The 25,639-nt window shown below is 71.5% G+C and carries 20 protein-coding genes and 1 riboswitch; of the genes, 13 read left to right on the top strand and 7 right to left on the bottom strand.

Annotated elements, in window-relative coordinates; translation table 11 throughout:
* Window positions 1-22 precede the first annotated feature (22 nt).
* From D6718_05305 to D6718_05280, 6 genes are all read right to left on the bottom strand, one after another.
* Complete coding sequence (locus tag D6718_05305; protein RMG46613.1) at window positions 23-2,482, bottom strand: hypothetical protein; 2,460 nt, start codon at window positions 2,480-2,482, stop codon at window positions 23-25.
* Between the two features lie 17 nt (window positions 2,483-2,499).
* Window positions 2,500-3,453 (bottom strand): 2-oxoglutarate oxidoreductase, encoded by a 954-nt coding sequence (locus D6718_05300; protein ID RMG46612.1) that lies wholly within the window; start codon window positions 3,451-3,453, stop codon window positions 2,500-2,502.
* Window positions 3,434-5,371 carry a 2-oxoacid:acceptor oxidoreductase subunit alpha gene (locus D6718_05295; GenBank protein ID RMG46611.1) on the bottom strand — a complete coding sequence of 646 codons (1,938 nt, stop codon included), beginning with the start codon at window positions 5,369-5,371 and terminating at the stop codon, window positions 3,434-3,436. Before D6718_05295 ends, D6718_05300 begins: the two co-directional genes overlap by 20 nt.
* 77 nt (window positions 5,372-5,448) lie before the next feature.
* Window positions 5,449-5,922 (bottom strand): hemerythrin domain-containing protein, encoded by a 474-nt coding sequence (locus tag D6718_05290; protein ID RMG46610.1) that lies wholly within the window; start codon window positions 5,920-5,922, stop codon window positions 5,449-5,451.
* Between the two features lie 133 nt (window positions 5,923-6,055).
* The gene (nadA, locus tag D6718_05285; GenBank protein ID RMG46622.1) at window positions 6,056-7,144 is read right to left on the bottom strand and encodes a quinolinate synthase NadA; all 1,089 of its coding nucleotides are present in this window, start codon (window positions 7,142-7,144) and stop codon (window positions 6,056-6,058) included.
* Between the two features lie 335 nt (window positions 7,145-7,479).
* Window positions 7,480-7,785: a GYD domain-containing protein gene (locus D6718_05280; GenBank protein RMG46609.1), complete on the bottom strand. Its 306-nt coding sequence runs from the start codon at window positions 7,783-7,785 to the stop codon at window positions 7,480-7,482.
* 838 nt (window positions 7,786-8,623) lie between these two features.
* Between D6718_05280 and D6718_05275 the strand changes: the two genes are divergently transcribed.
* Together D6718_05275 and D6718_05270 are read left to right on the top strand one after the other, a co-directional pair.
* Entirely contained in the window at window positions 8,624-9,970 is a 1,347-nt protein-coding gene (locus D6718_05275; protein ID RMG46608.1) for a hypothetical protein, read from the top strand.
* A gap of 472 nt (window positions 9,971-10,442) precedes the next feature.
* Window positions 10,443-12,098 (top strand): hypothetical protein, encoded by a 1,656-nt coding sequence (locus D6718_05270; protein RMG46607.1) that lies wholly within the window; start codon window positions 10,443-10,445, stop codon window positions 12,096-12,098.
* A gap of 126 nt (window positions 12,099-12,224) precedes the next feature.
* Here D6718_05270 and D6718_05265 read toward each other — a convergent pair whose 3' ends face one another.
* The gene (locus tag D6718_05265) at window positions 12,225-12,491 is read right to left on the bottom strand and encodes a hypothetical protein (protein RMG46606.1); all 267 of its coding nucleotides are present in this window, start codon (window positions 12,489-12,491) and stop codon (window positions 12,225-12,227) included.
* Between the two features lie 383 nt (window positions 12,492-12,874).
* On the opposite strand from D6718_05265, the gene D6718_05260 reads away from it, so the two are divergent.
* The 11 genes from D6718_05260 to D6718_05210 form a co-directional block, all read left to right on the top strand.
* On the top strand, window positions 12,875-13,777 hold the full coding sequence (locus tag D6718_05260; protein RMG46605.1) for a hypothetical protein: 903 nt from the start codon (window positions 12,875-12,877) through the stop codon (window positions 13,775-13,777).
* Between the two features lie 4 nt (window positions 13,778-13,781).
* A complete protein-coding gene (locus D6718_05255; GenBank protein RMG46604.1) occupies window positions 13,782-15,722 on the top strand; it encodes a hypothetical protein in 1,941 nt (646 codons plus the stop codon).
* Between the two features lie 22 nt (window positions 15,723-15,744).
* Window positions 15,745-16,200: a hypothetical protein gene (locus D6718_05250; GenBank protein RMG46603.1), complete on the top strand. Its 456-nt coding sequence runs from the start codon at window positions 15,745-15,747 to the stop codon at window positions 16,198-16,200.
* Between the two features lie 2 nt (window positions 16,201-16,202).
* Window positions 16,203-19,262 carry a twin-arginine translocation signal domain-containing protein gene (locus D6718_05245; protein RMG46602.1) on the top strand — a complete coding sequence of 1,020 codons (3,060 nt, stop codon included), beginning with the start codon at window positions 16,203-16,205 and terminating at the stop codon, window positions 19,260-19,262.
* Between the two features lie 54 nt (window positions 19,263-19,316).
* Entirely contained in the window at window positions 19,317-19,892 is a 576-nt protein-coding gene (locus D6718_05240; GenBank protein RMG46601.1) for a 4Fe-4S dicluster domain-containing protein, read from the top strand.
* Window positions 19,889-20,518: a hypothetical protein gene (locus D6718_05235; protein ID RMG46600.1), complete on the top strand. Its 630-nt coding sequence runs from the start codon at window positions 19,889-19,891 to the stop codon at window positions 20,516-20,518. The genes D6718_05240 and D6718_05235 overlap by 4 nt, the downstream gene beginning before the upstream one ends.
* A 291-nt stretch (window positions 20,519-20,809) precedes the next feature.
* Entirely contained in the window at window positions 20,810-22,324 is a 1,515-nt protein-coding gene (locus tag D6718_05230; GenBank protein RMG46599.1) for a sigma-54-dependent Fis family transcriptional regulator, read from the top strand.
* 320 nt (window positions 22,325-22,644) lie between these two features.
* Window positions 22,645-22,760, top strand: a riboswitch (molybdenum cofactor riboswitch).
* Window positions 22,752-23,729, top strand: coding sequence for a radical SAM protein (locus D6718_05225; GenBank protein RMG46621.1), 978 nt, complete (start codon window positions 22,752-22,754; stop codon window positions 23,727-23,729). Its footprint overlaps the riboswitch before it by 9 nt.
* 22 nt (window positions 23,730-23,751) lie before the next feature.
* Window positions 23,752-24,222: an MOSC domain-containing protein gene (locus tag D6718_05220; protein ID RMG46598.1), complete on the top strand. Its 471-nt coding sequence runs from the start codon at window positions 23,752-23,754 to the stop codon at window positions 24,220-24,222.
* Window positions 24,223-24,224: 2 nt separating this feature from the next.
* Window positions 24,225-25,385 carry a sulfate transporter gene (locus tag D6718_05215; GenBank protein RMG46597.1) on the top strand — a complete coding sequence of 387 codons (1,161 nt, stop codon included), beginning with the start codon at window positions 24,225-24,227 and terminating at the stop codon, window positions 25,383-25,385.
* Window positions 25,382-25,639 (top strand): molybdopterin-guanine dinucleotide biosynthesis protein B (locus tag D6718_05210; protein ID RMG46620.1); only part of this gene is annotated, 258 nt, incomplete at its 3' end. The genes D6718_05215 and D6718_05210, both read left to right, overlap by 4 nt.

Genomic DNA, 25,639 nt, shown 5'->3' with positions numbered 1-25,639 from the left:
CTCGTTCACGGCAGAGCCCCGGTCAGTTGAACTTGGCGGCCCGTTTCACCATCTCGTCCGTGGCGGTGGCGTCTCCCGGCCGCGGCGCTCCGGGATGGATGCAACGCGCCGGACACTTCTCGGCGGCGAGGACGAGCTGTTCGAACGTTCCCGCCGCCGGATCGCCGATCTGCGCCTGCTTGTTCTCGTTGTAGGTGAACAGCTTCGGGTTCAAGTTGATGCACTCGTTGCAGCTCGTGCACAGGACGGAGTCGATGTACGGCTCCAGCGCGAGCTCGTCCTCCTCCTCTTCCTGCGGCTCTTCGGCCGGCGCCGGCTCCTCGGCGGCTGCCTCCGGTGCGGCCGGCTCCGGCACGGGGGGCGGCGCCTGCGGCGCCGGCGCGGCGGTGAGCGTCTCGGCGGCCGCCGCCCCGGTGAGCACCGCCACGAGCCGGTCCACCGCCTCCTCGGTCGCGGTCCGGCGCACGCGGTCGAGCTCCTCCGCGTGGCTTTCGAGAAGGCGCCGCCGCTCCTCTTCCGCCTCGGCCAGGGCGGCCTCGCGCGCGGCGGCGGCGGCGCGCCGGGCGTGCTCGTTGGCGTACCCTCCCATCTCCTGGAGGGCGTGCCAGGTGTCGAGCCGCTCGGCGCACGCCTCGGCGAGGGTGCGGGAAATGACGGCGCGCGCGGGAGCGCCGTCCTCGCCGACGATCCAGAGGTAGGGAATCGCCCGCGGGTGCGCCTCGGGCTCGTCCAGGAGTTCGGAGATCTCCACCTGATCCGCCGCCCATTCCCCGGGCTCCAGCACCCGGAAATGCCCGCGCAGCTCCGGCACGAGGGCCGCGGCGTGAGCGAAGGTCAGCCGCTGCTCCCAGTCGCCGTCCTCCGGCTCGAGCCGATAGGCGGGCCAGGGCGCTTCGGGCTGGCGGTTGCCCGCCACGCTGAAGCGGTCGGCCCAGTGGCGTCCCGCGTCCGGGTCGTAGAGGAACGCCGGCAGGGCCCGCCCCTCGTCCGCCGCCACCAAACGCCACCACGCCGCCGCGGAACCCCCTGACGGCACGGCGCACAGCGCCACGGCCGTGCGGGGCGATGCGGCGAGGCGGGAAAAGCCCGCCGCGAGCGATTCCGGATCCGCGAGGGTTCCCTGCAGGGCGAAGGCCGCGCGGTGCGACAGCGCCAGCCAGCCCGCAACCGGTCCGGCGGGCTCGGGCACGCCGCCGGCGACGGGAATGGCGGGGGTGCGGGCCAGGATCACCACCGGACGGGCACTCCTCAGAAGGCCGACGAAGCGTTCCGTCCGCTCGCGCTCGAGCACCCGGGCGGGGAGGAGCGCGACGACGCGCGGCACCAGCGCCTGCTCCTCGGGAGTCGCCTCCCGCCAAGTGAGCGCGTCGAGCACCGGTTCGTGCAGCTCCTCCTCGAATGCCCCGTCGGCCTCGAGCCTGGCGGCGCGCAGCGCGCGGACGGCCGCCGTCAACTCGGACGCCAGCTCGTCGAACCGGCTTTCGGCGGCGGCCAGAGCGTCCTCCGCAGGGTGGACCTCGACGCCCGGCAAGCCGATCTCCGGCGCCTCCCCCTCCACGAACAGGACGAGATCCGGCTCGGTCTCGGCCGCGGCGAGCCGCCGCCGCAACACCTCCAGCGAGGTCTCCAGCCTCCGGCGGTGCGCGGGTGACAGTCGCTGCGGGCCGCGGCCCGGGAGGGTCCCGGCGAGAGCGGAGGGATCGACGAACCGTTCCGCCGCTCCGCCCAGCTCGGCGCCGATCGACTCCGGCGAGCGCCGTCCGGGATCGAGCTCGTCGTCGGTCCGCAGAATCGCCTCGAGCCGGTCGGCGAGCCGCTTCAGCTCCGGCAGCCGGTCGGCGAGCCGCCGCCGCCGCACCGCCCGGACGCCGTGCGCGAGGAGGCGCGGTGCCGCCGACTCGTCCATCGCGAGCAGGTAACCGCCGGCCGGCAGCGTCTGCGCGAGGGCCGCGACCTGCCGGCGGAGCGCGGCGCTTCCCGCTTCACTCAGGTCGAACTCCTCCCGGAAGAGCGTGAAAGCGTCCGCGAGCCCGGATGCGGCCGGCACGATCCCCCCATGCCGTTCGGCGATCCGCGCCGCGGCCCGCGCGAGCCGCGCGACCTCCCCGGCGATCAGGTCCGCCCCGCCTTGGGCGGCGAGCTCCTCGATCCCGTCCCGGACGAGGGCGGCGAACGGCCGCACCGTACCGTCCTCGTCGAGGAACAGCGGGTAGGTCTCCCACGGCGGCCGCGAGGCGCGCGCGCCGAGCAGGGCTGCCGGCGTCAGTCCCGGACCGCCGCCGCCGGCCGGGGTTCCCTCCGGAACGAGATGGAACCGCACCACGGCGGTCGCGGAGCGCGCCGCGACCTCCGCGGGAGCTGCGGGTCTTCTGAGGGGCGGCGGGGTGGCCGCTTCCGCCCCCCCACCGGTCGAATGGGGACCCGCCGCGCCCGCGGCCTCGGTGCCCTTCGCGTCGGTCGGCCTGTCCGCTCTGCGGCTCATGCGCTCGTCCCCGTGAATCAGATGAGGAATCGGTCGATCGCCTGCTGCGCCGCGGCAAGCTTTTCCTCGGTCGTCATCTCGATCCCGCGGCTCGAGAAGGCGTCGTACCGCTCGGCGTTCTCGTTCTTGTAGATCAGGCCGATGGGAACGACGCTCTCGTCGTTGACGATCTCGTGAGCGGCGGCCAGGTCGTGGGGATCGTGCTCGCGCCGCCGCTTGAACAGCCTCTTGGCGGCATCCTCGAGCTGGATACCTTCCGGATGCTCCAGCAGCATCACCAGCTGCGGATCCTCCTGCAGCCTCGTCCAGATCTCCGGCATGAAATGCGGGCACCGCTGGAGGATCCGCACGAAGGCAAGCCCCTCGTGCTTGTGGGCCGCGCGGAGAGTGGCGTACAGATGCGGCGGGTTCCAGTCGATCGTCTGCGCGAGGAAGGAGAGGTTCCGCACTCCGAGCGTGACCGCGAGCGGATTGATCGGGCTGAGCGGCGCGCCCCCGGGATGGGTGAAGGAGAAGTGCTTCTTCGGGGTCGTCGGCGAGGACTGCATCTTCGTGAGACCGTAGATGTTGTTGTCGAACATCATCACGGTCATCTTCATGTTGTAGCGGATGGCGTGGATCCAGTGCGCCGTGCCGATCGCGCAGCAGTCGCCATCGCCGGTGATCACGAAGATGTTGAGATCGGGACGCCGCGACCTCACCCCGCACGCGACCGGGAGGGGCCGCCCGTGCAGCCCGTGGAAGCCATACGTCTTCATGTAATGCGGCAGTCGCGAGGAGCACCCGATCCCGGACACGACGACCGTCTTCTCCGGCGGGAGCTGCTCATCGCGGGCCAACCGCTGCAGGGCGTTCAGGATCGCGTGGTCGCCGCATCCCGGGCACCAGCGCGGCGTGGCTCCCTGGTAGTCCTCGAGGACGAACCGGCGGGCGCGCGGTTCGAGTTCCCAGTCATCCTTGAGTCCGTACATTCTTCGCTTCCTCGTGCCGGACGGCCTTCTCTCCGTCCAGGCGGCGGCGGATCTCCTTCTCGATGCGTCCCGGAGGCAGAGGCGTCCCCGGCACCCTCGACCAGCAGTCGACGTCGACCAGCGTCTTCGCCCGGAGGAGCCACGCGAGCTGCGAAAACCGCCGCGACTCCCGGGTGACGGCGGGGTCGTCGCCGTCGTCGCTGTAGTTGATCTCGACGGTCATCACCTGCTTGAACCGGCGGAAGATCTCGGCGAGACCCGGCTCCAGGGGAGAGAGGAACCGGAGCGTGAGCGACGAGACCCTCCCCCCGTCGGCGCGCACGCGGTCGACCGCTTCCTCGATGGCGCCACGCGTCGACCCCCAGCCGACGACCAGGAGATCACCCTCCGGATCCCCGTACACTTTCGGCGGCTTCAGCGTGCGCTGGAGCGCCGCCAGCTTGCGGCTGCGCATCGACATCGCTTCCTGGTTGATCGCCGACTCGTAGGCGACATGGCTCCACCGGTCGTGGGCCAGCCCGGTGAGCACGTACTCGCCACCGCGCTGGCCGGGGATCGGCCGGCGGGAGAGGCCCGTTTCCCGATCCCAGTCGTAGGGGGCCACGTTGCGGTCCCACGGCGCCATGTCGAGCGGCGGCGCCAGCCACTCGGGGCGCACCTCCGGCCGCGTGAACGGCTGCTGTCCGGTCGCGAGGTTGGCGTCGGTGAGGACGATGACCGGCGTGCGGAACTTCTCCGCCAGCGTTCGGGCGGTGATGATGAAGTGGAAGCACTCTTCGATCGACGAGGGGGCGATGACGACCTTCGGAACGTCCCCCGGCGATCCGAACAGCGACGCCAGCAGCTCTCCCTGCTCCACCCGAGTCGGCAGCCCGGTGGAGGGCCCTCCGCGCTGCACGACCACGATCACCAGGGGGATCTCGGCCATCACGGCGAGCCCGATGAACTCGGTTTTCAACGCCAGGCCGGGTCCCGAGGTCACGGTCGCGGCCACCTTTCCCGCGTAGGAGGCGCCGATGGCGAAACCGATGGCCGAGATCTCGTCCTCGGCCTGGTGAAGGAAGCCACCGGCCTTGTCGAAGCTCGCGGCGAGGTAGTGAGACACCGATGTCGCGGGGGTGATCGGATACATCGACACGACCTCGATCCCCGAGGCCATGATTCCCAGAGCGACGGCCTGGTTGCCGTTCATCACCACGCGGGGCTTCTCGGCGGGCTGGGCCGGCACCTCGAAGCGGAACGGGATGTTCTGCTGCGCCCACGCGTACCCCGCATCGACGAGCTTCCGGTTGCTCTCGATGACCTGCTCGCCTTTCCGGGCGAACTTCTTCCGGATCTCCTCGTGGACGAACTCCACGTTGCGCCCGTAGAGCGCGCAGAGCATCCCGAGAACCCACATGTTCTTTCCGCGGCGCGGGTCGCGGACGATCTTCAAGCACTCGCGCTCCATCGGAACCTCGAAGACCCGGTAGCCGCGCTTCTCGAAGTCCTCGAGCGCTTCTCGGTACTCCCGCCGGATCTTCTCGTCGTCGATCTCCCCCCACTTGCTCTCGAGGAAGATGATCGTCCCGCGCCGAAGCGCTCCGACGTCGATCCGGCTGTAGAGCACCTGTTCGTTGAGCGCCACCACCACGTCGGCTTCGTCGCCCATGTTGGTGGCGGCGCCGGACGAGATGCGGATCCGGTTACCGCTGGCGCCGGCGCGGGATCGGAAGGGCGGTTCGATCTCCGCGGGGATGATCTCCACCGTCCACACGCCGTTTCCCATGCGGGCGCTGACGGTGCCGAACATCTGGCCGGCGGTCTGGGCACCCTCTCCCGAGTCGGAGACGATCTCCACGATGTGCTCGCTGACGCGCTCCACGCGCGGCTCGGGAGAGGAGGACGGCTGCGAGGAAGCTGCATGGGAACTGGTCATCGGTCCGATACCTTTCTGCTTTCCTTGTGGGAATGCCGTGGATCGTGGCGGCGCGGTCGCTCCTCGGCCGTGGCCGGTCAGTCGGCCGCTCCAATGTCGTCCCAGAGGCTGCTCATGATGATCTCGTTCTCCTCCGCCTCGTGGCGCCGGATGCGGGCGACGAGCAACTGAGCCCGGGCGTTGATCTCGCGGAGCTCGTGCCGCTCGAGACCGCCGCGTCGCGCCGCGGCCGCCGAGACGCCGTCGAGTTCTCGGAGGATCGTGTCGTGCTCGGCCCGGAGCCGGTCGAGCTTCGCCTCGTGGCCCGGTGCGCGGGCGGGAACCTCTGTATAAAGGTAGCCCTCCGCCTCTTCGGCGAAATGGGGGGCGAGGATCGCCCTCAACTCCGAAAGCCGTTCGCGGAGCTCCCCCAGCCAGGTCGAAGCGTCATCCAGAGGACGGTCGAGACAGGCTTCCAGGCGGCCGACAGCCGCAAGGCAGGCCTTGTGCTCGTCGAGTTCCCGCCGTCCCCCGGTGAGCGGGAACCCCCCATCCGGGACTTCGTCAGCCATCGGGACCCTCGCGCCGCTCGGCCAGGGATCCGGGCGGAACTCGTAGTCGTTGGCGATTATAGTGCGCTCGCCGGTATAAAGTACAGGCTAGTCAGCCCTCTTCACACCTCCTGCATCGGCCGGCCGGGCACGGTCAGACCGCCTGCTCGGCGGGCCGGCGGACGGCCGGGCCGCCGCGCAGCATTCCCTCCAGGGCGCGGCGGGCCCGAGCGGCGACCTGCTCCGGAACCTCGATCCGGTACCGGTCCTCGCGCAGCGACGCCAGCGTCTGCTCCAGGGTGATCCGGTTCATGTGCGGACAGCGGACGCTGCACAGCCGGAGCATCTCCTTGCCCGGCGCCTCGGCGACGATGTTGTCGCCCATGCTGCACTCCGTCAGCAGCAGGAACCGCGGCGCCGAGGATTTCCGCACGTGGGCGATCATCGCCGAGGTGCTGCCGGAGAAATCGGCCGCGGCGACCACCTCCGGCCGGCACTCGGGATGCGCCAGGACCTCGACGTCGGGATATTGCGCGCGGACCCGCTCGATGTCCTCGACGGTGAACTTCTCGTGCACCTCGCAGCGCCCTCGCCAGCCCACGATCGCCGGTTCCAGCGGCCGCGGCAGCGCCCTGGCCTTCGTCTCATCGCGGACCGGGAAAACGATGCGCCGGCCGGTCTCGCGCGCGGTGTTCGCCGCCAGGAACTCGTCCGGGAGAAAGATCACCGCCGGGGCCTCGAGCGATTCGACGATCCTCGCCGCATTGCTCGAAGTGCAGCAGATGTCGCTCTCCGCCTTGACCTCGGCGCTCGTGTTGATGTAGGCGACGACCGGCAGGCCGGGGAAGCGCGCGCGCAGCTCCCGCACATCTTCGGCCGTGATCCCGTCGGCCAACGAGCAACCGGCCTCGAGATCGGGCAACAGAACCGTCTTGTCCGGGGAGAGGATCTTCGCGGTCTCCGCCATGAACCGGACGCCGCAGAAGACGATCCGCTCCGCGGGGGATCGCGCCGCCAGCCGGCTCAGCTCGAGCGAATCGCCGACCATGTCGGCGACCCCGTGGTACAGGGCCGGCTCCATGTAGTTGTGTCCGAGAATCACCGCGCGGCGCTCGCGCTTCAGCCGGTTGATCTCGAACACCAGCTCCGCCTTGAGCCGAAGTTCCGGTTCCGGAACGAGGTGCGCGAGCCGTTCCTTCAGCCGGTCGTAGGTCCTGGCGACGGTCGGTTCGACGATGGGCATGGCGATCGGCAGCCTCTCCCGGCGGCCCGAGGGAGCCGCCCAAGAAGGCCCGTCCCGAGACGGATTCCGGCGATCGTCCCAGGGCGGGCCGACCATACAAGACCTCGGCCGCTTCCCTGTCAAGCCGCGGGCCTCGCGCGCGGGCTCGGACCTGATCCGGAGCGATTCCGATCTTGATTCAAATCAAGTATAGCGCGGGCCCTCCCCGCGGGCCGATTCCCGCGAGCCGGAGGGCGGCACCCTCCCCGCCGCACCGGCCGGCGAACCGGGCGGCGACAGGCCGACCGGCGGGAACCGGCGCGCGGCTCGCCGCGGCCGGTGGAAGGCGGTGCCCGTCAGCTTCCGCTCAAGCCCTCGAACAGGCGCATGAACTCGTCATACGGCAGCGCCGGCCAGCTCTCGACGGTCGTGGCGCCCCCCGAGCGCGAGATCAGGGCGACCTTCTGCGCCGTCTCGACGTCGGGCGCCTCGTAGATGTCGAGAAAGTCGTAAGGGCCGAGCAGCGCGTAGTGGGCGATCCAGCGGACCTGGGGGCAGGCGGACTTGACCTTTCCGAGCCAGTCCTTGCCCATCGCCCGGCGCGCCTTCGGATCCTGCATCGACTCCGGAGCCAGTTTCGTCAGCAGGACGAACTGCGGCATCGGACCTCCTCCGCCGCCGGGACTCCGGCCGGCGAAGCCGGTCCGCCGCGGGCCGTCCCGGCGGCGCCGGGCTGAGATCGACGCCCGGGACCCGATTGTATCGAGGTGCACCTCATAAAGGTGCGAGGTGCTTCCCCAATGGTGCGTCGTCCCGCCGAAGTCGTTGGAGGATCGGGGGTTCCGCTGTCGAAGGGGCCGATGCTCGGGAATCGCGCCGAAGTGCTTGTTTCTCGTCGAGTTGCGCGGCGTGTCGCACCATCGAGGGAGCACCTCCCAACTCGACGAAGGCCCGACAATTCGGCCCGGCCCGCCGGCTTCGAGCCACTCGGGAGCGCAACCCGCCGACTCCCAATGGCTTCGATGGGAAATCGCAGCATCGCGGATGCACATCCGCCTCGCCGGGGGGCGCCCGCCGACTCGGCCCGCATCCTTGTCCGGACTCGTCTCCGCTCGAGGCGGCCTCCGGCGCGGGGGCGGCGTTTTCCGTCGTCCCCCCGACCGTCCACGCGTCCTTCCGCCGCCGGCCGCACGTTGCCCCGAGAGCCTCCCGGCCGACGGTTTCGTGCCGGGCGGAAAGCCGGCGCTGGCGATCCGGGATCGACTGCGGCACTCGCCCGCCGGGGGATCTTCCCCGGAGCCGCCCCGCTTCCTTGCGCGGCGGGCCCGCCGGAGACCGGAGGCGACCGGGCCACGCCTTTCTCGCGCTTCGTGGAGCCGGATTCGGGGCGCCCCGGTCGCGCCGCGGAGCGAGCGCCGCCCCGTTGCCGCGCCGGGGTGCCGGCATTGCCGCTGTCGGCCCGGCGTCGTAGCTTGCCGGTACGCCCCTCGAGGATCCCCGATGCCCCTCCCGCCCCGATCGCGTGCCCCGATCCTCGCAGCGCTCCTGTTCGCCTTCGGCGGAGCGCTCGACGCCACCGGGAAGGACTGCTCGGTGACGTCGGTCGGCAAGACGCCGCTCGACGACCTCGGGCCGGGGCTGTATCAGGGTTTCGAGGGCGGTCTGTATCCGGGCGGGGTCAACACGCGTCCCGCCAAGCACGACGCCGATCTCGACCGCGTCGGCCGGACGATGCTCCTCGACCCTGCCGGGAAGCCGGATGCGCAGAACGGCCGGATCGTGTTGATGTCGGTCGGCATGTCGAACGCGACGATGGAGTTCTCGGTCTTCAAGCAGAAGGCCGACGCCGACCCGCGGAAGAACGACCGGGTGGTGATCGTCGACGCGGCCGAGGGCGGCCAGGCTTCGGGAGACATCGCCGATCCGAACGCCCAGTACTGGCAACACGTCGACGACAAGCTCGCGGCGGCCGGCGTGACGCCGTTGCAGGTCCAGGCGGTCTGGCTCAAGGAAGCGCGCCGCAAGCCCATCGAGCCGTTCCCGGAGGACGCCAGGATCCTTCGCGATCAGCTCAGGGTCATCGTGCGAATCATCAAGTCGCGCTACCCCAACACGCGCGCGGTCTACCTCGACTCGCGCATCTACGCCGGCTACGCGACGACACAGCTCAACCCGGAACCGTACGCCTACCAGTCCGGGTTTTCGGTCAAGTGGCTGATCGAAGAACAGCTCTCCGGATCACCGGCGCTCAACTTCGACCCGGCCCGCGGCCCGGTGCGAGCGCCGTGGCTGTCGTGGGGCCCGTACCTGTGGGCGGACGGTCTCGTGCCGCGCAGCGACGGCCTCACCTGGCGCTGCGTCGATTTCAACGACGACGGCACCCACCCCTCCCCGCTCGGCCGCGACAAGGTTTCGGACATGCTGCTGGCCTTCTTCGAGAGCGATCCAACGACGGTACCCTGGTTCGTCGACTGCGACGTCGCCGATCCCGGCGTGTTCGGTGCCCCGCCGGAGGTGCATGGCCTGCTGGTCGAAAGGGACCTCTCCGGCACCCGCTTGTCGTGGGAGAGCCTCGATCCGGTCTCCGGGTTGAGCACGGTCTACGACGTGATCGGTGGAGATCTCGGCGAGCTGCGCGCCGACCGGGGGTTCGGCCGGGCGGCGTGCCTCGCCACCGGGTTGCCCGACTCGCCGTGGACCGACGGGCAGCCCGATCCGCTGGCGGGCGGGGGACTCTACTGGCTCGTCCGCGGCCGGAACGGCTGCGGCATCGGCAGCTACGGCGACGGCACGGCCACGCCCGACCCGCGCGACGACCTCGACGGGGGTACGCCCGCCTGCCCGTAGCCGCTCTGCCGCGAAACCCTTCCCTCCACTCGGCCGCCCGGCATGGCCCGAGCGCCGCCGGCGCGCGGCGGCGGTGCCGCGCCCGCTTCCGGGGCGGGAGGGCCGGCGCACCGGGGCGGATCGCGCGAGCGGATTCCCCCGCGCGACGCCCGCCCGGGTGAGGCCGGAGCCTCGGCCGACGGCGGGTCCCGCGGAACCGGCCGGCGCCTCGGAAGCGGTGGGAGGTGCACCCTTCCCGGCGCGAACCGGGCGCCGGCCCCCGGCGGCGCCGGGAGCTGCCGGAGATCCCGGCGTCCGGGACCGGACGGAGCGCGCAACCTCCGATTTTTCAATGGCTCGAATGGTCTCGCCGCACCTTCGAGGGGGCGCCCCGGGATTTTCGTGAAATCGGGCTCGCCGCGGATCTAACTCTACGGGAGTGCGCGCAGGGCGGTTCGCTCCCGGCCGCCGGCGCCGGGGAAGGAGAGCAACGATGCGAGCCCACACGAGCCGGATGTCAGCGATCGGGCGGGCGTGCGAACGGTTCGGGCGCTGCGCCGCCGCCGCGCTCGTCCTCGCCGCCGCTTCGCCAGCGGCCGGCCAGGGAGAGGTCTGGACCGTCAACGAAGCGTCGCAGGATCTCGCCATCATCGACATGGCGAGCGACACCTTGTCCGGGCACGTGCTGCTTCCCACCGACTGTCCCGGAGGGACCCCGTGCCCGCCCGCGCGCGGGATCGCCTTCTCGACGCTCCCCGGGGCGGTCGGCGCGTTCGCCTTCACGGCGCAGGGGAGCCTGCTACGGATCGTCGATGCCGGGCTCAGGGAGGTCATCGACACGGTCGACCTCGAGCGAGAGGTCGGGTACCCGCTGACCGTCGAGGCGATCGCCTCGGCCCGGCCCCAGTGGTTCGACGCGGCTCCCGGGCCATCCCCGGCTCCCCAGGTCCGGCGGACGTACCTGCACCTCGCCGCCGACGTGGAAACGGCGCCGGGAGCGGCCACCGAACCGTGGTACGTCATCCTCGATCAGGAGGTCCTCCTGGCTCCCTATCTGCCGCCCTCCGCTGCGCCGTCCGCGGGCGACCTCCTGGTCGCGGCCGGGCCGCTGCTGGACTTTCCCCCCTCCCCGCCCGCACCGTACGCCGCGGGCGTGACCGTGCTGCCGGGCGGCGAGGGCTGGGCCCGCCAGCGGGCGTGGTACGCGGTGGGGATCCCCGCCGGCCCCGGCGGTGAGACGCCGAACCGCATGCGGGCCGTGCTGATCGCCAAGCGATCGCGGGAGACCGATCCGTGGGAGGTGGTCCGTTACCGCGAGACGACGCTCGGCCCGGCGCAGGCGCTGCCGCAACTGTTCCGGCCCGGCGCGCCGTTCGACCGGCAGCTTCCGGTCTTTCCCGAAGGGCCGCTCGGCCAGCTGACGAATCTCGACACGGGGGGCGTTTGCTTCACGGGAGGAACCCTCGTCGACGTCGCCGTTTCGGGACCGGGACCGTCATCCACCGACGTGCTCGCCGTGAACCGCACGGGCGGACCGAACGACGAACTGCTGCGCATCGACCCGATCACCTGCCTGGTGCAGTCGGAGAGAACGGGAGAAGGATCGATCGCCGTGGCCGTGACCGGGACGAACGTGTGGGACCGGGCCTACGTGGCGAACCATGACAGCAGCACGGTCACGATCGTCCACGCCGACGCCAGCGTGCCGCCGGACACGACGCCGATCAACCGGATCGGCGTGAGAAGCTCCGGCCCCGTCGGGATCGCCGTGCGGCCTTCGGACGGGGCGATCTGCCGGGCGGTGAACCTGACCGCGGAGCGGCGGGGAAGCGACGTGCTCCTCTCCTGGGAGCACTCCGGCGACGAGTGCCTGAACGTCGTCTTCCGCGTCTGCTGCGCGTGCCTCGAAGGACACCCGGACTGCCCGTGCGCGGAGGGGAACGGCCCACCCTGCGAGGCGGTGGGGCACGACGCACCCTCCGCCGCGTTCCCAACGGACCGGTCGCTCGCCGGCCCCGGGAATCCCGACGGACAGAACGGCTGGATCAGGCTCGGCTTCACCGGACCGGGCGGGACGAGCTTCACCCACACGGACGGGGCGATCGGCTTCGGGCAGCTCTACGACGTGGGCCCGGACGACGGGAACTGAACGCGAGGCTCCGGCGGGGCGGCGCGGGGGAAAGTCGGTTCCTCCCAGTGGAGCGGATGCGCCCGGCATCCGACCGGGGGTGATCGGGCCGCGGGCGCCTCCCGGCGCAAGCGCGCGCCGCCACCCTCACCCGAACACGCGCCGGTACGCTTCCTCGTTGAAACCGACGAGCAGCGTCTTGCCCGTGCGGATCGCCGGCGCGCGCAGCGTTCCGGAGCGGCCGAGGATCAGTCCGAGCAACTCGTCGTCCGGCGGCGGCGAGCGCCGCATGTCGAACTCGACGAGCTTCTTCCCGCGGGCGACGAGGATCTTCGAAACCGACCGCGCCAGCTCGAGCGCCTCCTCGGCCCCGATCTTGACCTTGCCCGCGCTGACCTCCTCTCCGACCCTCACGTCACGAGGCGCGAGAAACTCCCGCGCGCGCCCGCAGCTCGTTCACCCCGAGCGGTGGTAGTACCAGTCGATCCGCTTGGCCATCGCGCGCCTCCGGAAGTCCCGGGGGAGTGCCGTCGGGCCCCCCGGCGTCGTCGGGCTCAGGATAGCCCACTCCGCGGACCGTCACCGAACGGTAACGACTGACTAAACGGTAACGGTCCGATCGGCTCCCCCGGCGCGAGAAGCCGTCCGTCCGCATCGCCTCTCGCCCCGCGCCCTGCGATCCGCTTCGCTTTCAAAGAGTTGTGGGCTTGACCCGCGTCATGATCCATGCGGCTCACTCCCGGTGGCGTTGGCCCGGAGCTTGCTGAAGCGGTCCGTCCAACCACGGGAGGAGCGTCATGAGCGTTCCCAGCGTGTGGCGCCGGTACGGCCTTCCCGCCGCTCTTCTGGTGGCGTCCATCGCGTCCGGCGTCGCGGCGGATCCCGGCGGCACGTCCCCCGGCGGCGTCTGCTACGAGTGCCACGACGACGTCGCGGCGCGCGTCGCCTCGGGGCCGCACCGCGGCATCCTCGCCGGCTCGGAGGCGTTCTGCATCGCCTGCCACGGCGATCCCGCCGCGCACCTCGAAAGCGGAGAGGCGGAGGACATCGTCCGCGGCGCGACGCTGTCCGGCTACGGCCCGGCGGAACGGTCGGCGGCCTGCCTGTCGTGCCACCGCCGCGATTTCCCCGGCTGGGACGGCGCGGCTCACGCGGACGAGGTGTCGTGCTGGAACTGCCACGCAGGCGAAGCGCTGCACTTCGAAACCGAGGCACCGGCCGCGCCGCGCCGGGGGGAGCAGGACCGCGGGCAACTCGACCGCTGCTGGTCGTGCCACGGCGACGTCGAGGCGGAGTTCCGCCTCGAATACCACCACCCCGTCCGCGAGGGCACCGTCCGCTGCACCGACTGCCACGACATCCACGGGAGCGAGGCGGCGTTCGAAAGCGAGGAGTCGCTTTCGCGCCGCTGCACCCGCTGCCACACCGAACAGCGGGGCCCTTTCCTCTACGAACACGAGGCGATGTCGGACGGGTGCACCTCCTGCCACCGCCCCCACGGCTCCTGGAACCGCGATCTCGTGCGCAGCTCCGGCAACGCGATCTGCCTCGAGTGCCATGTCCAGTCGAACTTCCCGGGGATCGGCAAGGTCAACGAGCACGAGTTCTCGCTCGGCGGAGGGGCCCGCTGCTGGGACTGCCACGCCCAGGTCCACGGCTCCAACACCAACCCCCTGTTCAACCCGCGCGGCAGGAGGTGACCCGATGAAGCGGAGGTGGTGGATCGCGCTGGTCCTTCCGTTGATGCTGGTCCCCGCGCGCGCCGGCGGGGAGGACGGCGACGGCGAGATCGTCGCCGGGGCGCTGTTCTCGATCGAGGACGGCGACCGAGGGCGCTTTCTCGAACACGCCGGCGGCCTCGACGATCGGCCGTTTCTCGACGTCTTGCGCTGGCGGCTGGCGGATGCGGAGCGAGCCTGGTCGCTGGAAGCAGCCGCGACGGCGGGCCGTTCCGGCTGGTTCGACCTCGAGCGGAGGGGGCGCCGGTTGCGCCTGGCCATCACGGGGACCTTCCACAGCGGCTGGTCCGATACATCGTTCGCCGACGACCGGCTCCCGTCCGGAACCGCCGTGGCCACACTCGTGCCGCCGACGACGGAGCTTCCCGGCTTCTTCGGCGTCGGCAAGCCGCACGACGACCGCTACCGCTTCGAATTGGTCCTTTCCGGCCGGCTGCGCGGCGCCGACCGCATCGCGCTCCGCCTGTCGGCCGCTGGGCACGACGGCGAGCGGGTGCCGTCGATCGGCGGCTTTTCCTTCGCGGACAACGGCCTCCCGGCGACCTACGCCGCCGGTCTGGAGACGTTCGACTCCTCGATCGCCGAGGCGGAGCTGACCGCCAAGCTGCGCTTCGGCCGGCTCGACCTGCGTCTCGCCGGCGGCCTCGCGGGCGGCGACGCGCGGAGTGCGGTGCGGTTGCCCGCTTGGGGCACGGCCGAACTCATCGACGTCAATGCCTGGTCCGACCGGACGGAGTTCGACGAGACGTGGGTCCGGGCAGGCGCCGTCTGGCCGGTCCGGAACTGGACGCTGCAGGCGCATGCCGACTACACCGACGCCACCTTCACTCCGGAGGCGTTCGACCGGCGCGAGCAGCCCAGCGGGACGCCGCTCGTCGCGGGTCTCGCCACGCACGGGGGCGACGTCGAGCGCAGCCGCCTCGCCGGCGCGGTGGGAGCGGTCTGGTCTCCGTCGCCGAAAGTGCGGATCACCCTCGCCGCCGACGCGGCCGACACCGACCAGACCGGCGCGGTCGCGCTCGACCTCGCCGGCGCCCCTTACGGGCTCGCGCAGACGTCCTATCAGGACAGCCGAGCCGGCCTCACCGCGCGCGGGTCTTTCCGCCTTTCACGGGTCCGCCTGACCGCGGAGGCGCGGTTCCAGTCGGCGGAGCGCACGATCGACGAGCGCGATCCGGCGAGTCTCGCCGACCTCGAGCGCGACACCGATCTCCTGCGGCTCCGCGCGCGAGCGTGGATGCCGCTCGGCCGGATGCGGATCGAGGGCTGGGCGCGGCTCGAGGACCGCTCGACCGACGTGACGATCCGCGACCTCACCGACGGCTACGCGACCGGCGGGCGGGACGTGACGACCACCGCGGCCGGCATTCGGGTCCGGCGGCGCTCCGGCCCGCTGCAGGCCGGCCTGGGCGTTCGCTGGGAGAAGGCCGATCTCGACGTCGACCGCCCCCTCTTCGATCCGGTGTTCGATCCGTCCGTCGTCCTGGAACCCGTCGACGCCGATCACCGGCTGCTCCGCATCTCCGGCTCGCTGTCGAGGAGCGGCGAGCGCGGCGCGGTGTGGGCCGAGGCCGGCTGGACGAACCTCGAGTGGACCTTCCCGCGCGAGGGGGTTCGGCCGTCGTACGCGCCGGTCTCGGAGGAGGTCGACGGGCTGTACGCGGCCGTGGGCGGAGAAACCCCCCTGTGGCGGCGAGGGACGTTGAGGGGAAGCGCGGAGCGCGTGGAGCAGACGTCGGATCTCGACCTCGCGCTCACGCGCGCCGAGGTCGAGGTTTCGCAGCGCCTCAAGGGCATGCTCGCGTTGTTCCTGCGATGGTCGTTCTGGGACTTCAGTGCCGGGGCTTCACGCTCGGACGAGTACACCTTCCATCTTCTCAGCGCAGGCCTGCGCTCGAGCTGGTAGATCTGCGCAAGGAGGAGAAGAGATGCGACGATCGAAGCTTCACAGCATCCTGGTCCTGGCCGCAGCGGGTCTGACGGCCCCGGCACCCGCGATGCCGCCGGGGTCGGCGCACCAGCCTCCGCGCGCGGCGGCTCCGGAGCGCGGCACGCCGCTTCCCGCCCAGACGGCCCAGAACCTCCTCGCGCTTCACGATCCCGAATCGGACCGCTACGACGGCCGGTGCCTCGCCTGCCACCAGGAGGTGATGGAGCGAACCTCGGCGGACCCGCGCGTTCCGTCGTTCCACGTCGCGATGGTGCCGTACACCCCGGGATACAACCCGGCAAAGGGGACCACCGACGCCGTCTGCATCCAGTGCCACAAGTACGTCGAGCTCGAGATCGACTCGAGCGGCGCTCTGCGCAAGCACGTCGACCCGGAGCTGTGCGCGCTCTGCCACGGGCCGTCCGGACCGGGGCCCGTCTTTTACATGAGATAGAGGTGACGGCGATGAGCGAGACCCGAGACTTGACGCCCGCCTTCCACATGGACCGGAGGCAGTTCATCAAGACCACCGGCGCCGTCGGGGCCGCGCTGACGCTCGGCCGGTCGGTGCTGACGTCGGCGGCGGTGGAGACCGTCAACTACGGGAATCCCGATCCGCCGGAGACCGAGCCCGGGGTGAGGATCGTCCGCTCCGTGTGCCTGATGTGCCACTCCGCGTGCGGTATCCAGGGGAAGGTTGTCGACGGCACCCTGGTCAAGGTCGACGGCAACCCGTACCACCCCAACGCCGCCCTCCCCCATGAGCGGCTGCCCTACACCACACCTCCCGAGCAGGCGGACCTCGTTCGGGGCCACAACTGCGTGAAATCCCAGGCCGCGGTGCAGACGGTCTACGACCCGTACCGGTTGCGGAACCCGCTCAAGCGCGTCGGCCCCCGCGGTTCCGGCCAGTGGCAGGAGATCTCCTGGAAGCAAGCGCTGGACGAGATCGCCGACAAACTGCGCCCCTACTACCAGCCGGGTGTCCCGATCGATCCCGCCTTCCCCGAGTTCGGCGACCTGCCGAACAAGGTGCTGTTCTCCGCCGGCCGCATCGAGCACGGACAGAAGGAATTCACCGACCGCATCTGGAAGAACGGCTTCGGCACGGTCAACTACCGCCACGACCACACGTCGATCTGCGAGGTCTCGCACCACACCGGCGGCGACCTGATGACCGATTTCAAGGCGCACCACTTCAAGCCGGACATCCTGAACGCCGACTACCTGATCTGGTTCGGTACCCGGCCCCTCGAGGCGGGATTCCCGATGCAGACGCTCACCGGGATGATCACCGACTTCCTCGCCCGAGGCGGCCGGATGGTGACGGTGGACCCGGTCCTGTCCAACACCGCCGCCCGGTCGCACCGCTGGATCCCGATCAAGCCCGGTACGGACGCGGCGTTCGCGCTCGGCATGGCCCGCTGGATGATCGACAACGACCGCTTCGACCGGAACTTCCTCACCAACACCAAGCCGAACGTCAACGGCGAAAAGTCGTACAGTGACGCCACCTTCCTCGTCGACGAGAGCACCGGAACCTTCCTGCGCGACCCGTCCGGCGAGCCGCTCGTCTGGAACGGCGGCCAGCCGTGGCCGGCGAGCCTCGCCCCGGGCTCCAAAGGAGAGCTCGACCCCGGTGTCGTGTCGGTCAACGGCACCACCGCGCGCACCGTGTGGTCCCGCCTGGTCGAACGGGTGCGGGAGAAGACGCTCGACGAGTACGCGGCGATCTGCGGGATCGACGTCCGGTTGATCGAGGAGACGGCGCGCGAGTTCGCCGCCGCCGGGAAGAAGGGGGTGGCGAACCCCTATCGCGGTCCGGTCAAGCACACCAACGGCGCTTACAACCTGTTCGCCATTCACCTGCTCAACATTCTGAACGGCAACTTCGACTGGAAGGGCGGCAACAGCAAGGGCGGGTCGCACTTCGGCGAGATGGGCGGCAAGGCCCCCGGCCAGGTCAACCTGAAGACCGTGGTCGGCGGGCTCACCCCCTCCGGCGTGCCGATCTCACGCCACGGAAAGCACTACGAGACCGACGCGCCGAATCTGTTCGCCCGCGATGGGTATCCCGCCAGGCGACCGTGGTTCCCGTTCAACAAGCGCTGGTGCTACCAGGAGATCCTGCCCTCGATCAAGGACGGCTATCCGTACCCGGTCGAGGCCGTGATCCTCTACTGGAACGACCTCCTCTACTCGACGCCCGCGGCCCGGGCCGAGGGGGAGCGGATCCTGGCTGACGAGAACAAGATCAAGCTGCTCGTCGCTTTCGACATCCTCATCGGAGAGACCTCGAAGTGGGCCGACTACATCCTCCCGGACACGACGTGGCTCGAGCGTTTCTCCACGCCCCATGTCTCGCCGGCCATCCTCACCAAGACCTCCGGCTTCCGGCAACCCCTCGTGGGAGAGTTCATCGAGGAGACGATCGACGGCAAGACGCGTCGCTTCTATGTCTCTCCTCTCTCGCAGGGGAACGTGGCGCGGGATTTCTGGCTCGGCACCGACGAGGCGACCGGCCCGCAGCTCATGGAAGACATCATGATCGCCCTTGGCGGGCGGTTGGGGTTGCCCGGGATCGGGGCCGGCGCGTTCGACCTCACCGGGGCGGCCCCCGGTTACGACTGGCGGTCGGGTCTCTACTCGGCATGGGACTGGTACCTGAACATCCTCAACAACCTTTCGATCCACAGCGGCGTGCCGGTCGAGGAGATCCTCGCCAAGGGAGGCGTGTTCGAGCCGACGAGCGGCGACCCCTCCGACCCGGCCGTCGCCTACGACGGCGACTATCTGCGCCACCGGTTCGAGAACCTGATCCACATCTACATCGAACCGCTGGCAACCACGCGCGACTCGATGACCGGGCAGTTCTACGATCCCCTGCCGAAGTACGAGCCGATCCGTGACGTGCTCGACAGGCCCGTGACAGCCTCCCCCGAGTTCGACTTGCACGTCGTCACCTACCGCTACGCCTACCACGCACAGGCCCGCACGATCGCCAATCCGTGGCTGCAGGGCCTCAGACCCGAGAACGCCATCGAAATGAACGCGGCGGACGGCGAGGCTCGCGGACTGCGCACGGGGGATCTCGTTCGCGTGGAGAGCCCGACGGGCGCGGTGGCCATCGGACGCGTGCGCCTGACGGAGGGCATCCGGCCCGGCGTGATCGGCGTCCCGCACTCGTTCGGCCACTGGGAAATGGGATCGAACGGCTCGAACACGATCGACGGCCAGCCGGTCGCGCACGATCCCGCGCGGGGCCGGGGGATCGCGATCAACCCGCTGCTGATGACCGATCCCTACCTCGGCGACGTCTGCCTGCAGGACAAGATCGGCGGCTCGGCGTCGTTCTACGACACGCGGGTGAGGGTCGTCCCGGCAGGCGGCACGGCTCTCGCAGGCGCTGCGGCGGGGGCCGCCGGATCGCGCCGCCCGGAGCCGCTGCGCGGCCGGACGGCTCCGCCGGACATCCGCAGGAACCTTCGGGAGAAGAGGATGCACGGGAGACGCTGATCGCGGGGACCGCGGCCTCGGACCGAAGACATCTGGCGTCAAGGAGAGACGGACATGCCTAACGTCGGCTGGATCCTCGATCTGACGAAGTGCACCGGATGCCACACCTGTGAGATCGCGTGCAAGGCGGAAAACAACACTGCGCCGGCGGGTTCCCCGCTCCCGCTGATCTCGGCATTCAGCGCCCGCCAGACCAACTGGCGGCGCGTCATCGAGGTGGAATCGGGGACCTATCCCAACGCCCGCCGCGCCTTCTTCAGCATGTCCTGCAACCACTGCGACGAGCCGGCATGCATGAAGGCTTGCCCCGCCGACGCGATCGTCAAGCGCGAGAGCGATGGCATCGTGCTGATCGACCAGGACCGCTGCATCGGATGCCGCTATTGCGCGGCGGCCTGCCCGTACGGCGCACCGCAGTTCAACGAGGAGACGGGCGTGATGGAGAAGTGCACGTTCTGCGTGCACCGTATCGACGCCGGCCTGGAGCCCGCCTGCGTCACCGCTTGCATCGGTCGAGCCCTGAGCTGGTCCTACGATGTCGACGCCCCGGGCGAACCGCCGCCGGAGTTCGCCGACCCGCGCCTCACGCGTCCCAACATCGAGTGGCGGCGCGACATCGTTCACGGATGAGCGGGGCGGCGCGGGCGCGCGCAACCGACCCGGCGGCCGTGCGGGAGCACGCGGCCGACCTGGTGGACCTCGCCGGCAGCTATTTCCTCGGCGGCCCGACCCCCGAGCTGGAGCGCCTCCTGAGGCGTCCGCGCTGGATTCCGGGCCTCGTGGCATCGGGTGTGCTCGCCGCCGATCCCGGCGGGCGGTTCGCCGATCCGGACCGGCATGCCCGCGAGTTCGAGGCTCTGTTCCGGATCCCCGATCGGACCCGGGCGGTCGTGCCTCGCGAAGGGGCTCACGCGGACGAGGGCGGGCGGCCGGCGGCGGCCGCCTGCCGACTGCTCTACGCGCGCGCCGGGTACGACATGGCGCCGTTCCGGCACCTCGGCCCGGACCATATCGGGCATCAGCTCCGGTTCGCCGCGGCGCTGCTGCGCCGCGAGGCGGCGTGCCTCGAGCGGCACGACGACGGCGCCCGAGCTCGTGTGCGTTCCTGGATCGAGGGGTTCGCCGAAGAGCACGGCGCCTGGTGGTCCCGGTTCGCCGAGGAGGCCTTGCGCCGAGCCCGATCGCGCCAGGTGCGGGTGATGGCGGCCTTGGCGGGGCGGGTCCAGCTCCTGCTCCGGGATCGCTCCGCGCTCTGAATCGACGCTCACCCGCGCTCCCCGCGCGCGGTGTGGTAGAATCGCGTCCACCTTGGCCCGCGGAGGTCACCGTGCGGAAGTGACCACGACTGGGGTCCGGTATCGACGCGCCGCCGACCCTCCGGGCTTTTCGAGGGGGCCCGCCGGAGAGGTGGCCGTCGCAATGCGGCGCCGTCAGGCCGCCGCCTCGTCTTTGCGTCCGGTCGTGACGCGCGCGGATCGCGTCGTTAGCGGGCAGACGCCGCGTGCCTCACGCCGGGGTGTCGTGCTCGAGCCGGAGGGCCGGCGCTGATGGGCGATGCGCTCGGCCCCGCCTTCCCCCCGAGCGGACGCCGCCCCCGTGTCCTGCTGATCGACGGGGCCGCAGCCGAGGCGGAGCTGTTCCGTGCGATCCCGGGGCCGCGCTTTCTGGTCAGGCGCGCGGCCGACAGCGAGAGCGCCTGCCGGCTCGCGGCGGGGGAGCCCTTCGATGTGATTCTCGCCGACCTCCGGTCTGGCGGCGGAGACGGTATCGCGGCGGTTCGCGCCGTCCGCCGGCTCCTGCCGGACGTTCCGGTGGTGGTCCTGGCTCCTTGCGGCGACGCCGCGGCCGCTCCTCCGGCGGGAGCGGACGAAGTGCTCCGCGGTCCGGTCGGAAAGGAGCGGCTCACCCGCGTCCTCCACCGCTTCCTCCCCGGCCCCGGAGCGCAACCGAACGACCCGCCCGAGCCCTGGGGGCAGTCACCGGCTTTTCGGGCCGTGCTCGAGCAGGCCCGTGCCGCCGCCGCCTCGGAGGGAACGGTTCTCATCACGGGCGAGACCGGTTCGGGCAAGGAGGTGATCGCCCGCTACATCCACCGGCTGTCGGCGAGACGCCGGGGGCCGTTCGCGGCGGTGAACTGCGCGGCCATTCCCGAGCCGCTGATCGAATCCGAGCTGTTCGGGCACGAACGCGGCGCCTTCACCGGTGCCGTCCGCCGGCGGAAGGGCCGTCTCGAGGAGGCTGCCGGCGGCGTCGTTCTGCTCGACGAGATCGGAGAACTCTCGCCAGCCCTCCAGAGCAAGCTCCTGCGGGTGCTGGAGGTCAAGCGAATCTCGCGGCTCGGCAGCAACGAAGAGATCCCTGTCGACGTTCGCTTCGTCGCTGCGACCTCGCGCGATCTGCGGCGCGAGATCGCCTGCGGGCGCTTCCGGGCCGACCTGTTCTACCGGCTCAACGTGCTCCCCATCCACGTGCCCCCCCTGCGCGAAAGGCGCGGAGACGTGCCGCTGCTCCTGAACCGTTTCCTCGACCGCTATGCCGCCGAAGCCGGGAGGAGGATGGCGTTCGATCCCGAGGCGCTCCGGCGCCTCGAGCGGCACCCGTTCCCCGGGAACGTCCGGGAGCTGGCCAACCTCGTCCACCGGCTCGTTCTCTCGGTGGCCGGAGAGACGATTCGGGTCGGCGATCTCCCGGAGGAGTACCGCCGTCCGGAACCCGCATCGCCGGCGCCGCCGGCCTTGGCTTGGGCGGAGGGGATGAGCCTGGCGGAGGCGCTTCGGGCGGTGGAGCGAGAGCTGATCGTGAACGCCCTCCGGCGCCACGAGGGGCACCGCGGGAAAACGGCACGAGCCCTCGGCATCTCGCGCAAGAACCTCTGGGAGAAGATGCGTGCACACGGGCTCGCCGGCCGGCGGGTCTGGGACGGCGACGGCCCGGATCCGGCCGTCGCGCCCGCGGGAATCGCCGCCGACCCGTGCGATCGGTGTGAGGCGACGAATCCTCACGAGTGCCGGGGAGCCGGCGCACCGAAGCCGCCGGCGAGGTCCGGAAGCCATGTGCGGTGAGCCCGGGACGGTCTCCCCCTCGGTCGAAGGCCGCCGTCCCGGCGGGAGTCGGGCTCCGCGGATTTCGAGGGAACGGGGCCGGGGAAAGACCGCCCGGTCCAGCCGCCGCAGGCCGAACTCTCCGCTCCAACGCCGGGGCACCCTCCGAGGCGTACGGTGCGCCGCTCGGGGGACGTCCGGCAGGCCGGGGGCGGGTGGTGCCCCTGCGCTCGGGGCAGCGGGCGGGAACGACAGGGCGGCAGACCCGGACCGCCGAGCCGCCGCGGCGCCCGGGACGAGGGTTTCGTGAGGAAACTGGGCTAACATCGACGGTGATCGAGGACACCGTTTCCGACCCGCCGCTCCTACAGCCCGACGGGCCATGGGGCGGCGGGCGACAGGGTCCGAGGGGAAACGCTCGGGCCTCCCGCGTTCGGAAAGGGAACGGATGAAAGACGGACTCGAAGCTTCCCTCCCCGCTGCTTCCGGTTACTACCTGCGCCTGTCGGTGACGTCGGCGTGCGACCTGCGCTGCCGCTACTGCCGGCCGGGCCCTCCCTCGCCGCGCCGGAGGACCGCCCCGCCGCCCGGCGACGACGAGATCGTCGCCCTGGCGGCCGCCGTGGCGCAGGCGGCGCCGGTACGAAAGGTCCGCCTCACCGGCGGTGAGCCGCTCCTGCGGCCCGGGATCGCGCGCATCGTGCGCGGCCTCCGGCAGCGGCTTCCGGGCGCGGTCCTGGCGATGACGACCAACGGCCAGCGCCTCGCCCCGCTCGCGGCCGAGCTGCGACGGGCCGGACTCGACGCGGTCAACGTGAGCCTCGACACGCTCGACCCGATGCGGTTCGCGCGCGTGACGCCGGCCGGGCGGCTCGAGGCGACGCTGGCAGGAATCGACGCCGCAGCGCGCGTCGGGTTCTCGCCCCTGAAGATCAACACCGTCCTGATGCGCTCGGTCAACGCGAGCGAGCTCGACCGGCTCGTACGCTTCGCCGCGGATCGAGGCGCGGAGATCCGCTTCATCGAGCTGATGCCGATCGGAGCGGGAGCGCCGCTGTTCCGGCGGGAATTCCTGTCCGCGGGCGAGGCGCGAAGGCGGCTGGCGTCGGCTTTCGAGGACCGCGGCCCGCTCGGCCGCAGCGGAACCGCCGGCCGGTGGCTCTTCCGCGTCGGCGGGCGCGACGTGGCCGTGGGGTTCATCTCGCCGGTCTCGGCGCCTTTCTGTGACGGCTGCGACCGCCTGCGTCTCGACTCCCAGGGCCGGCTGCTGCGCTGCCTGCGCGGGGAGGACGGCATCGACCTGCTGGAACCGCTCCGGCGCGGCGACACCGCCGCGATATCGGAGATCGTGCGCGATGTCCTCGCGCTGAAGGACCGGCCCGCAACGAGCTGGCCGCGCCGGACGATGATCGCCGTCGGCGGCTGACGGGCGGAAGGAGAGCCGAACGATGTCAGGGAAGGGCGAACTGGTCTCGATCAACATTTCCCCCGCCCGCGGCACGGAGAAGCGCCCGGTCAGCGAGGCGGTGGTCGATCTTCGCGGCATTCGGGGCGACGCCCACGCCGGCGAGTGGCACCGGCAGGTCAGCCTGCTGGCGTACGAGAGCATCGAGGCGTTCGGCAGCGAGGCGGGCCGGAGCTTCGCCGAGGGTGATTTCGCGGAGAACCTCACCGTGCGGGGTCTCGACCTGTCCGGCGTCCGGCCGGGCGACCGGATCGCCGCCGGCACGGCGCTGCTCGAGGTGACGCAGATCGGCAAGCGGTGTCACGGCCACGGTTGCGCCGTCTTCCGCCGCGTGGGCCGTTGCGTGATGCCGCGCGAGGGAATCTTCTGCCGGGTGCTCCGGCCCGGTACGATCCGTGTCGGCGATCCGGTGGCGATCGAGCGGCGGGAGGGGGCCGCCGCGGGCGCCTGCTGACGATGGCCGCGGGCGGCGCGGGCCGGGCCGGCGCTCTCGTCCGGGAGATCTCCGGAGGGCTCGGTGATCTCGGCACCTTCCTGCCGCTCGTTCTCGCGGCCTCCCTCGCCTCCGGGCTCGACCTCGCCTGGGTGCTCGTCCTGGCCGGTTCCATGAACGTCGCCACCGGTCTCGCCTTCGGGCAGCCGATCCCGGTGCAGCCGATGAAGGCGATCGCCGCGGCCGCGATCGTCGGGGAGATCACGCGCGGCGAGCTGATGGCCGCCGGGTTGATCGCCGGCGCGGTGGTGCTCGCTGCCGGCGCCGCCGGCCTCGCCGACCGGCTCGCCGCGGCGATCCCCCTTCCGGTGGTTCGGGCGATCCAGCTCGGCATCGGCGCCAAGCTGGCGCTGCGCGGGATCGCCTGGGCGGCCGGCCTGCCGGCCGGTGGGGCGGACGGATGGATCGCGGCGCTCGCCGTCGGCGCCTTCCTCCTCCTCGCGGCGTGGCGGCGCTGGCCCGGTGCGCTGCTCGCCTTCGCCGCCGGCTTCGTGCTGCTGCGTTTCGACCACCCGGGCGCGCTCGCGGCGTGGGCCCCCGGCTTGCCGGCGCCCGCCCTCCACTGGCCCGCGGCCGCCGATTTCCTCGGCGGCGCGCTGCGGGGAGCGCTGCCGCAGATCCCGCTGACGCTGCTGAACTCGGTCGTGGCGGTCTGCGCGCTCAGTGCCGACCTGTTTCCCGGGCGCGGGCTGCCGCCGCGCCGGGTGGCGACGAGCGTCGGGCTGATGAACCTGGTCGCCGTGCCGCTCGGCGGGCTGCCGATGTGCCACGGCTCGGGCGGACTCGCGGCGCAGTACCACTTCGGCGCGCGCACGGGCGTCTCGGTGATCGCGCTCGGCCTGCTCAAGATCGGCGGCGGCGTGCTGCTCGGCGCCGGTTCCGCCGCCGTGCTCGCCGCCTATCCGGCCGCGGTGCTCGCGCCGATGCTGGTCTTCGCCGGCTACGAGCTGGCGCGCGCCGCGCGCGACGCCCGAGCCCCGGCGGCGGCCGCGACGGCGGTCTCCGGGGCCGCCGCGATCGTCGCGCTGAACACGCTCGCCGGCTTCCTGATCGCGCTGGCGGTCTGGTTCGGCCTGCGCGCGCTCGCCGCTGCGATCGCCGGGCGGCGCCCGGAGGCGGCATGAGCGGCGGCCCCCCGATCGTGAGGATCTGCGGGCGCAAGGGGCACGGAAAGACGACGCTCGTCGCCGAGCTGGTGCGTTGGCTGGCGGCGGCCGGCTGGTCGGTGGGCGCGATCAAGCACACGCCGCACCACCACCCGCTCGACGTGCCGGGCAAAGACTCCGCCCGCTTCGGCGCGGCCGGGGCCCGCCCGTGGGCCTTCGTCTCCGGAAGCGGAACAGCCCTCTTTCTGCCGGGCGACGCCGGCGGGCTGCCG

Source organism: Acidobacteriota bacterium (assembly GCA_003696075.1).
Taxonomy (GTDB): Bacteria; Acidobacteriota; Polarisedimenticolia; order J045; family J045; genus J045.
Note: the sequence above shows the minus strand (reverse complement) of the source record. Positions and strands in the feature narration are given on the sequence as shown.

Bases quoted from the DNA above. Each gene is read 5' to 3' on its own strand.
- D6718_05225 (RMG46621.1), top strand. From the start codon at position 22,752: ATGAAAGACGGACTCGAAGCTTCCCTCCCCGCTGCTTCCGGTTACTAC.
- D6718_05230 (RMG46599.1), top strand. From the start codon at position 20,810: ATGGGCGATGCGCTCGGCCCCGCCTTCCCCCCGAGCGGACGCCGCCCC.
- D6718_05270 (RMG46607.1), top strand. From the start codon at position 10,443: ATGCGAGCCCACACGAGCCGGATGTCAGCGATCGGGCGGGCGTGCGAA.
- D6718_05215 (RMG46597.1), top strand. From the start codon at position 24,225: ATGGCCGCGGGCGGCGCGGGCCGGGCCGGCGCTCTCGTCCGGGAGATC.
- D6718_05260 (RMG46605.1), top strand. From the start codon at position 12,875: ATGAGCGTTCCCAGCGTGTGGCGCCGGTACGGCCTTCCCGCCGCTCTT.
- D6718_05295 (RMG46611.1), bottom strand. From the start codon at position 5,371: ATGACCAGTTCCCATGCAGCTTCCTCGCAGCCGTCCTCCTCTCCCGAG.
- D6718_05235 (RMG46600.1), top strand. From the start codon at position 19,889: ATGAGCGGGGCGGCGCGGGCGCGCGCAACCGACCCGGCGGCCGTGCGG.
- D6718_05290 (RMG46610.1), bottom strand. From the start codon at position 5,922: ATGGCTGACGAAGTCCCGGATGGGGGGTTCCCGCTCACCGGGGGACGG.
- D6718_05280 (RMG46609.1), bottom strand. From the start codon at position 7,785: ATGCCGCAGTTCGTCCTGCTGACGAAACTGGCTCCGGAGTCGATGCAG.
- D6718_05240 (RMG46601.1), top strand. From the start codon at position 19,317: ATGCCTAACGTCGGCTGGATCCTCGATCTGACGAAGTGCACCGGATGC.
- D6718_05300 (RMG46612.1), bottom strand. From the start codon at position 3,453: ATGTACGGACTCAAGGATGACTGGGAACTCGAACCGCGCGCCCGCCGG.
- D6718_05220 (RMG46598.1), top strand. From the start codon at position 23,752: ATGTCAGGGAAGGGCGAACTGGTCTCGATCAACATTTCCCCCGCCCGC.
- D6718_05275 (RMG46608.1), top strand. From the start codon at position 8,624: ATGCCCCTCCCGCCCCGATCGCGTGCCCCGATCCTCGCAGCGCTCCTG.
- D6718_05255 (RMG46604.1), top strand. From the start codon at position 13,782: ATGAAGCGGAGGTGGTGGATCGCGCTGGTCCTTCCGTTGATGCTGGTC.
- D6718_05305 (RMG46613.1), bottom strand. From the start codon at position 2,482: ATGAGCCGCAGAGCGGACAGGCCGACCGACGCGAAGGGCACCGAGGCC.
- D6718_05250 (RMG46603.1), top strand. From the start codon at position 15,745: ATGCGACGATCGAAGCTTCACAGCATCCTGGTCCTGGCCGCAGCGGGT.
- nadA (RMG46622.1), bottom strand. From the start codon at position 7,144: ATGCCCATCGTCGAACCGACCGTCGCCAGGACCTACGACCGGCTGAAG.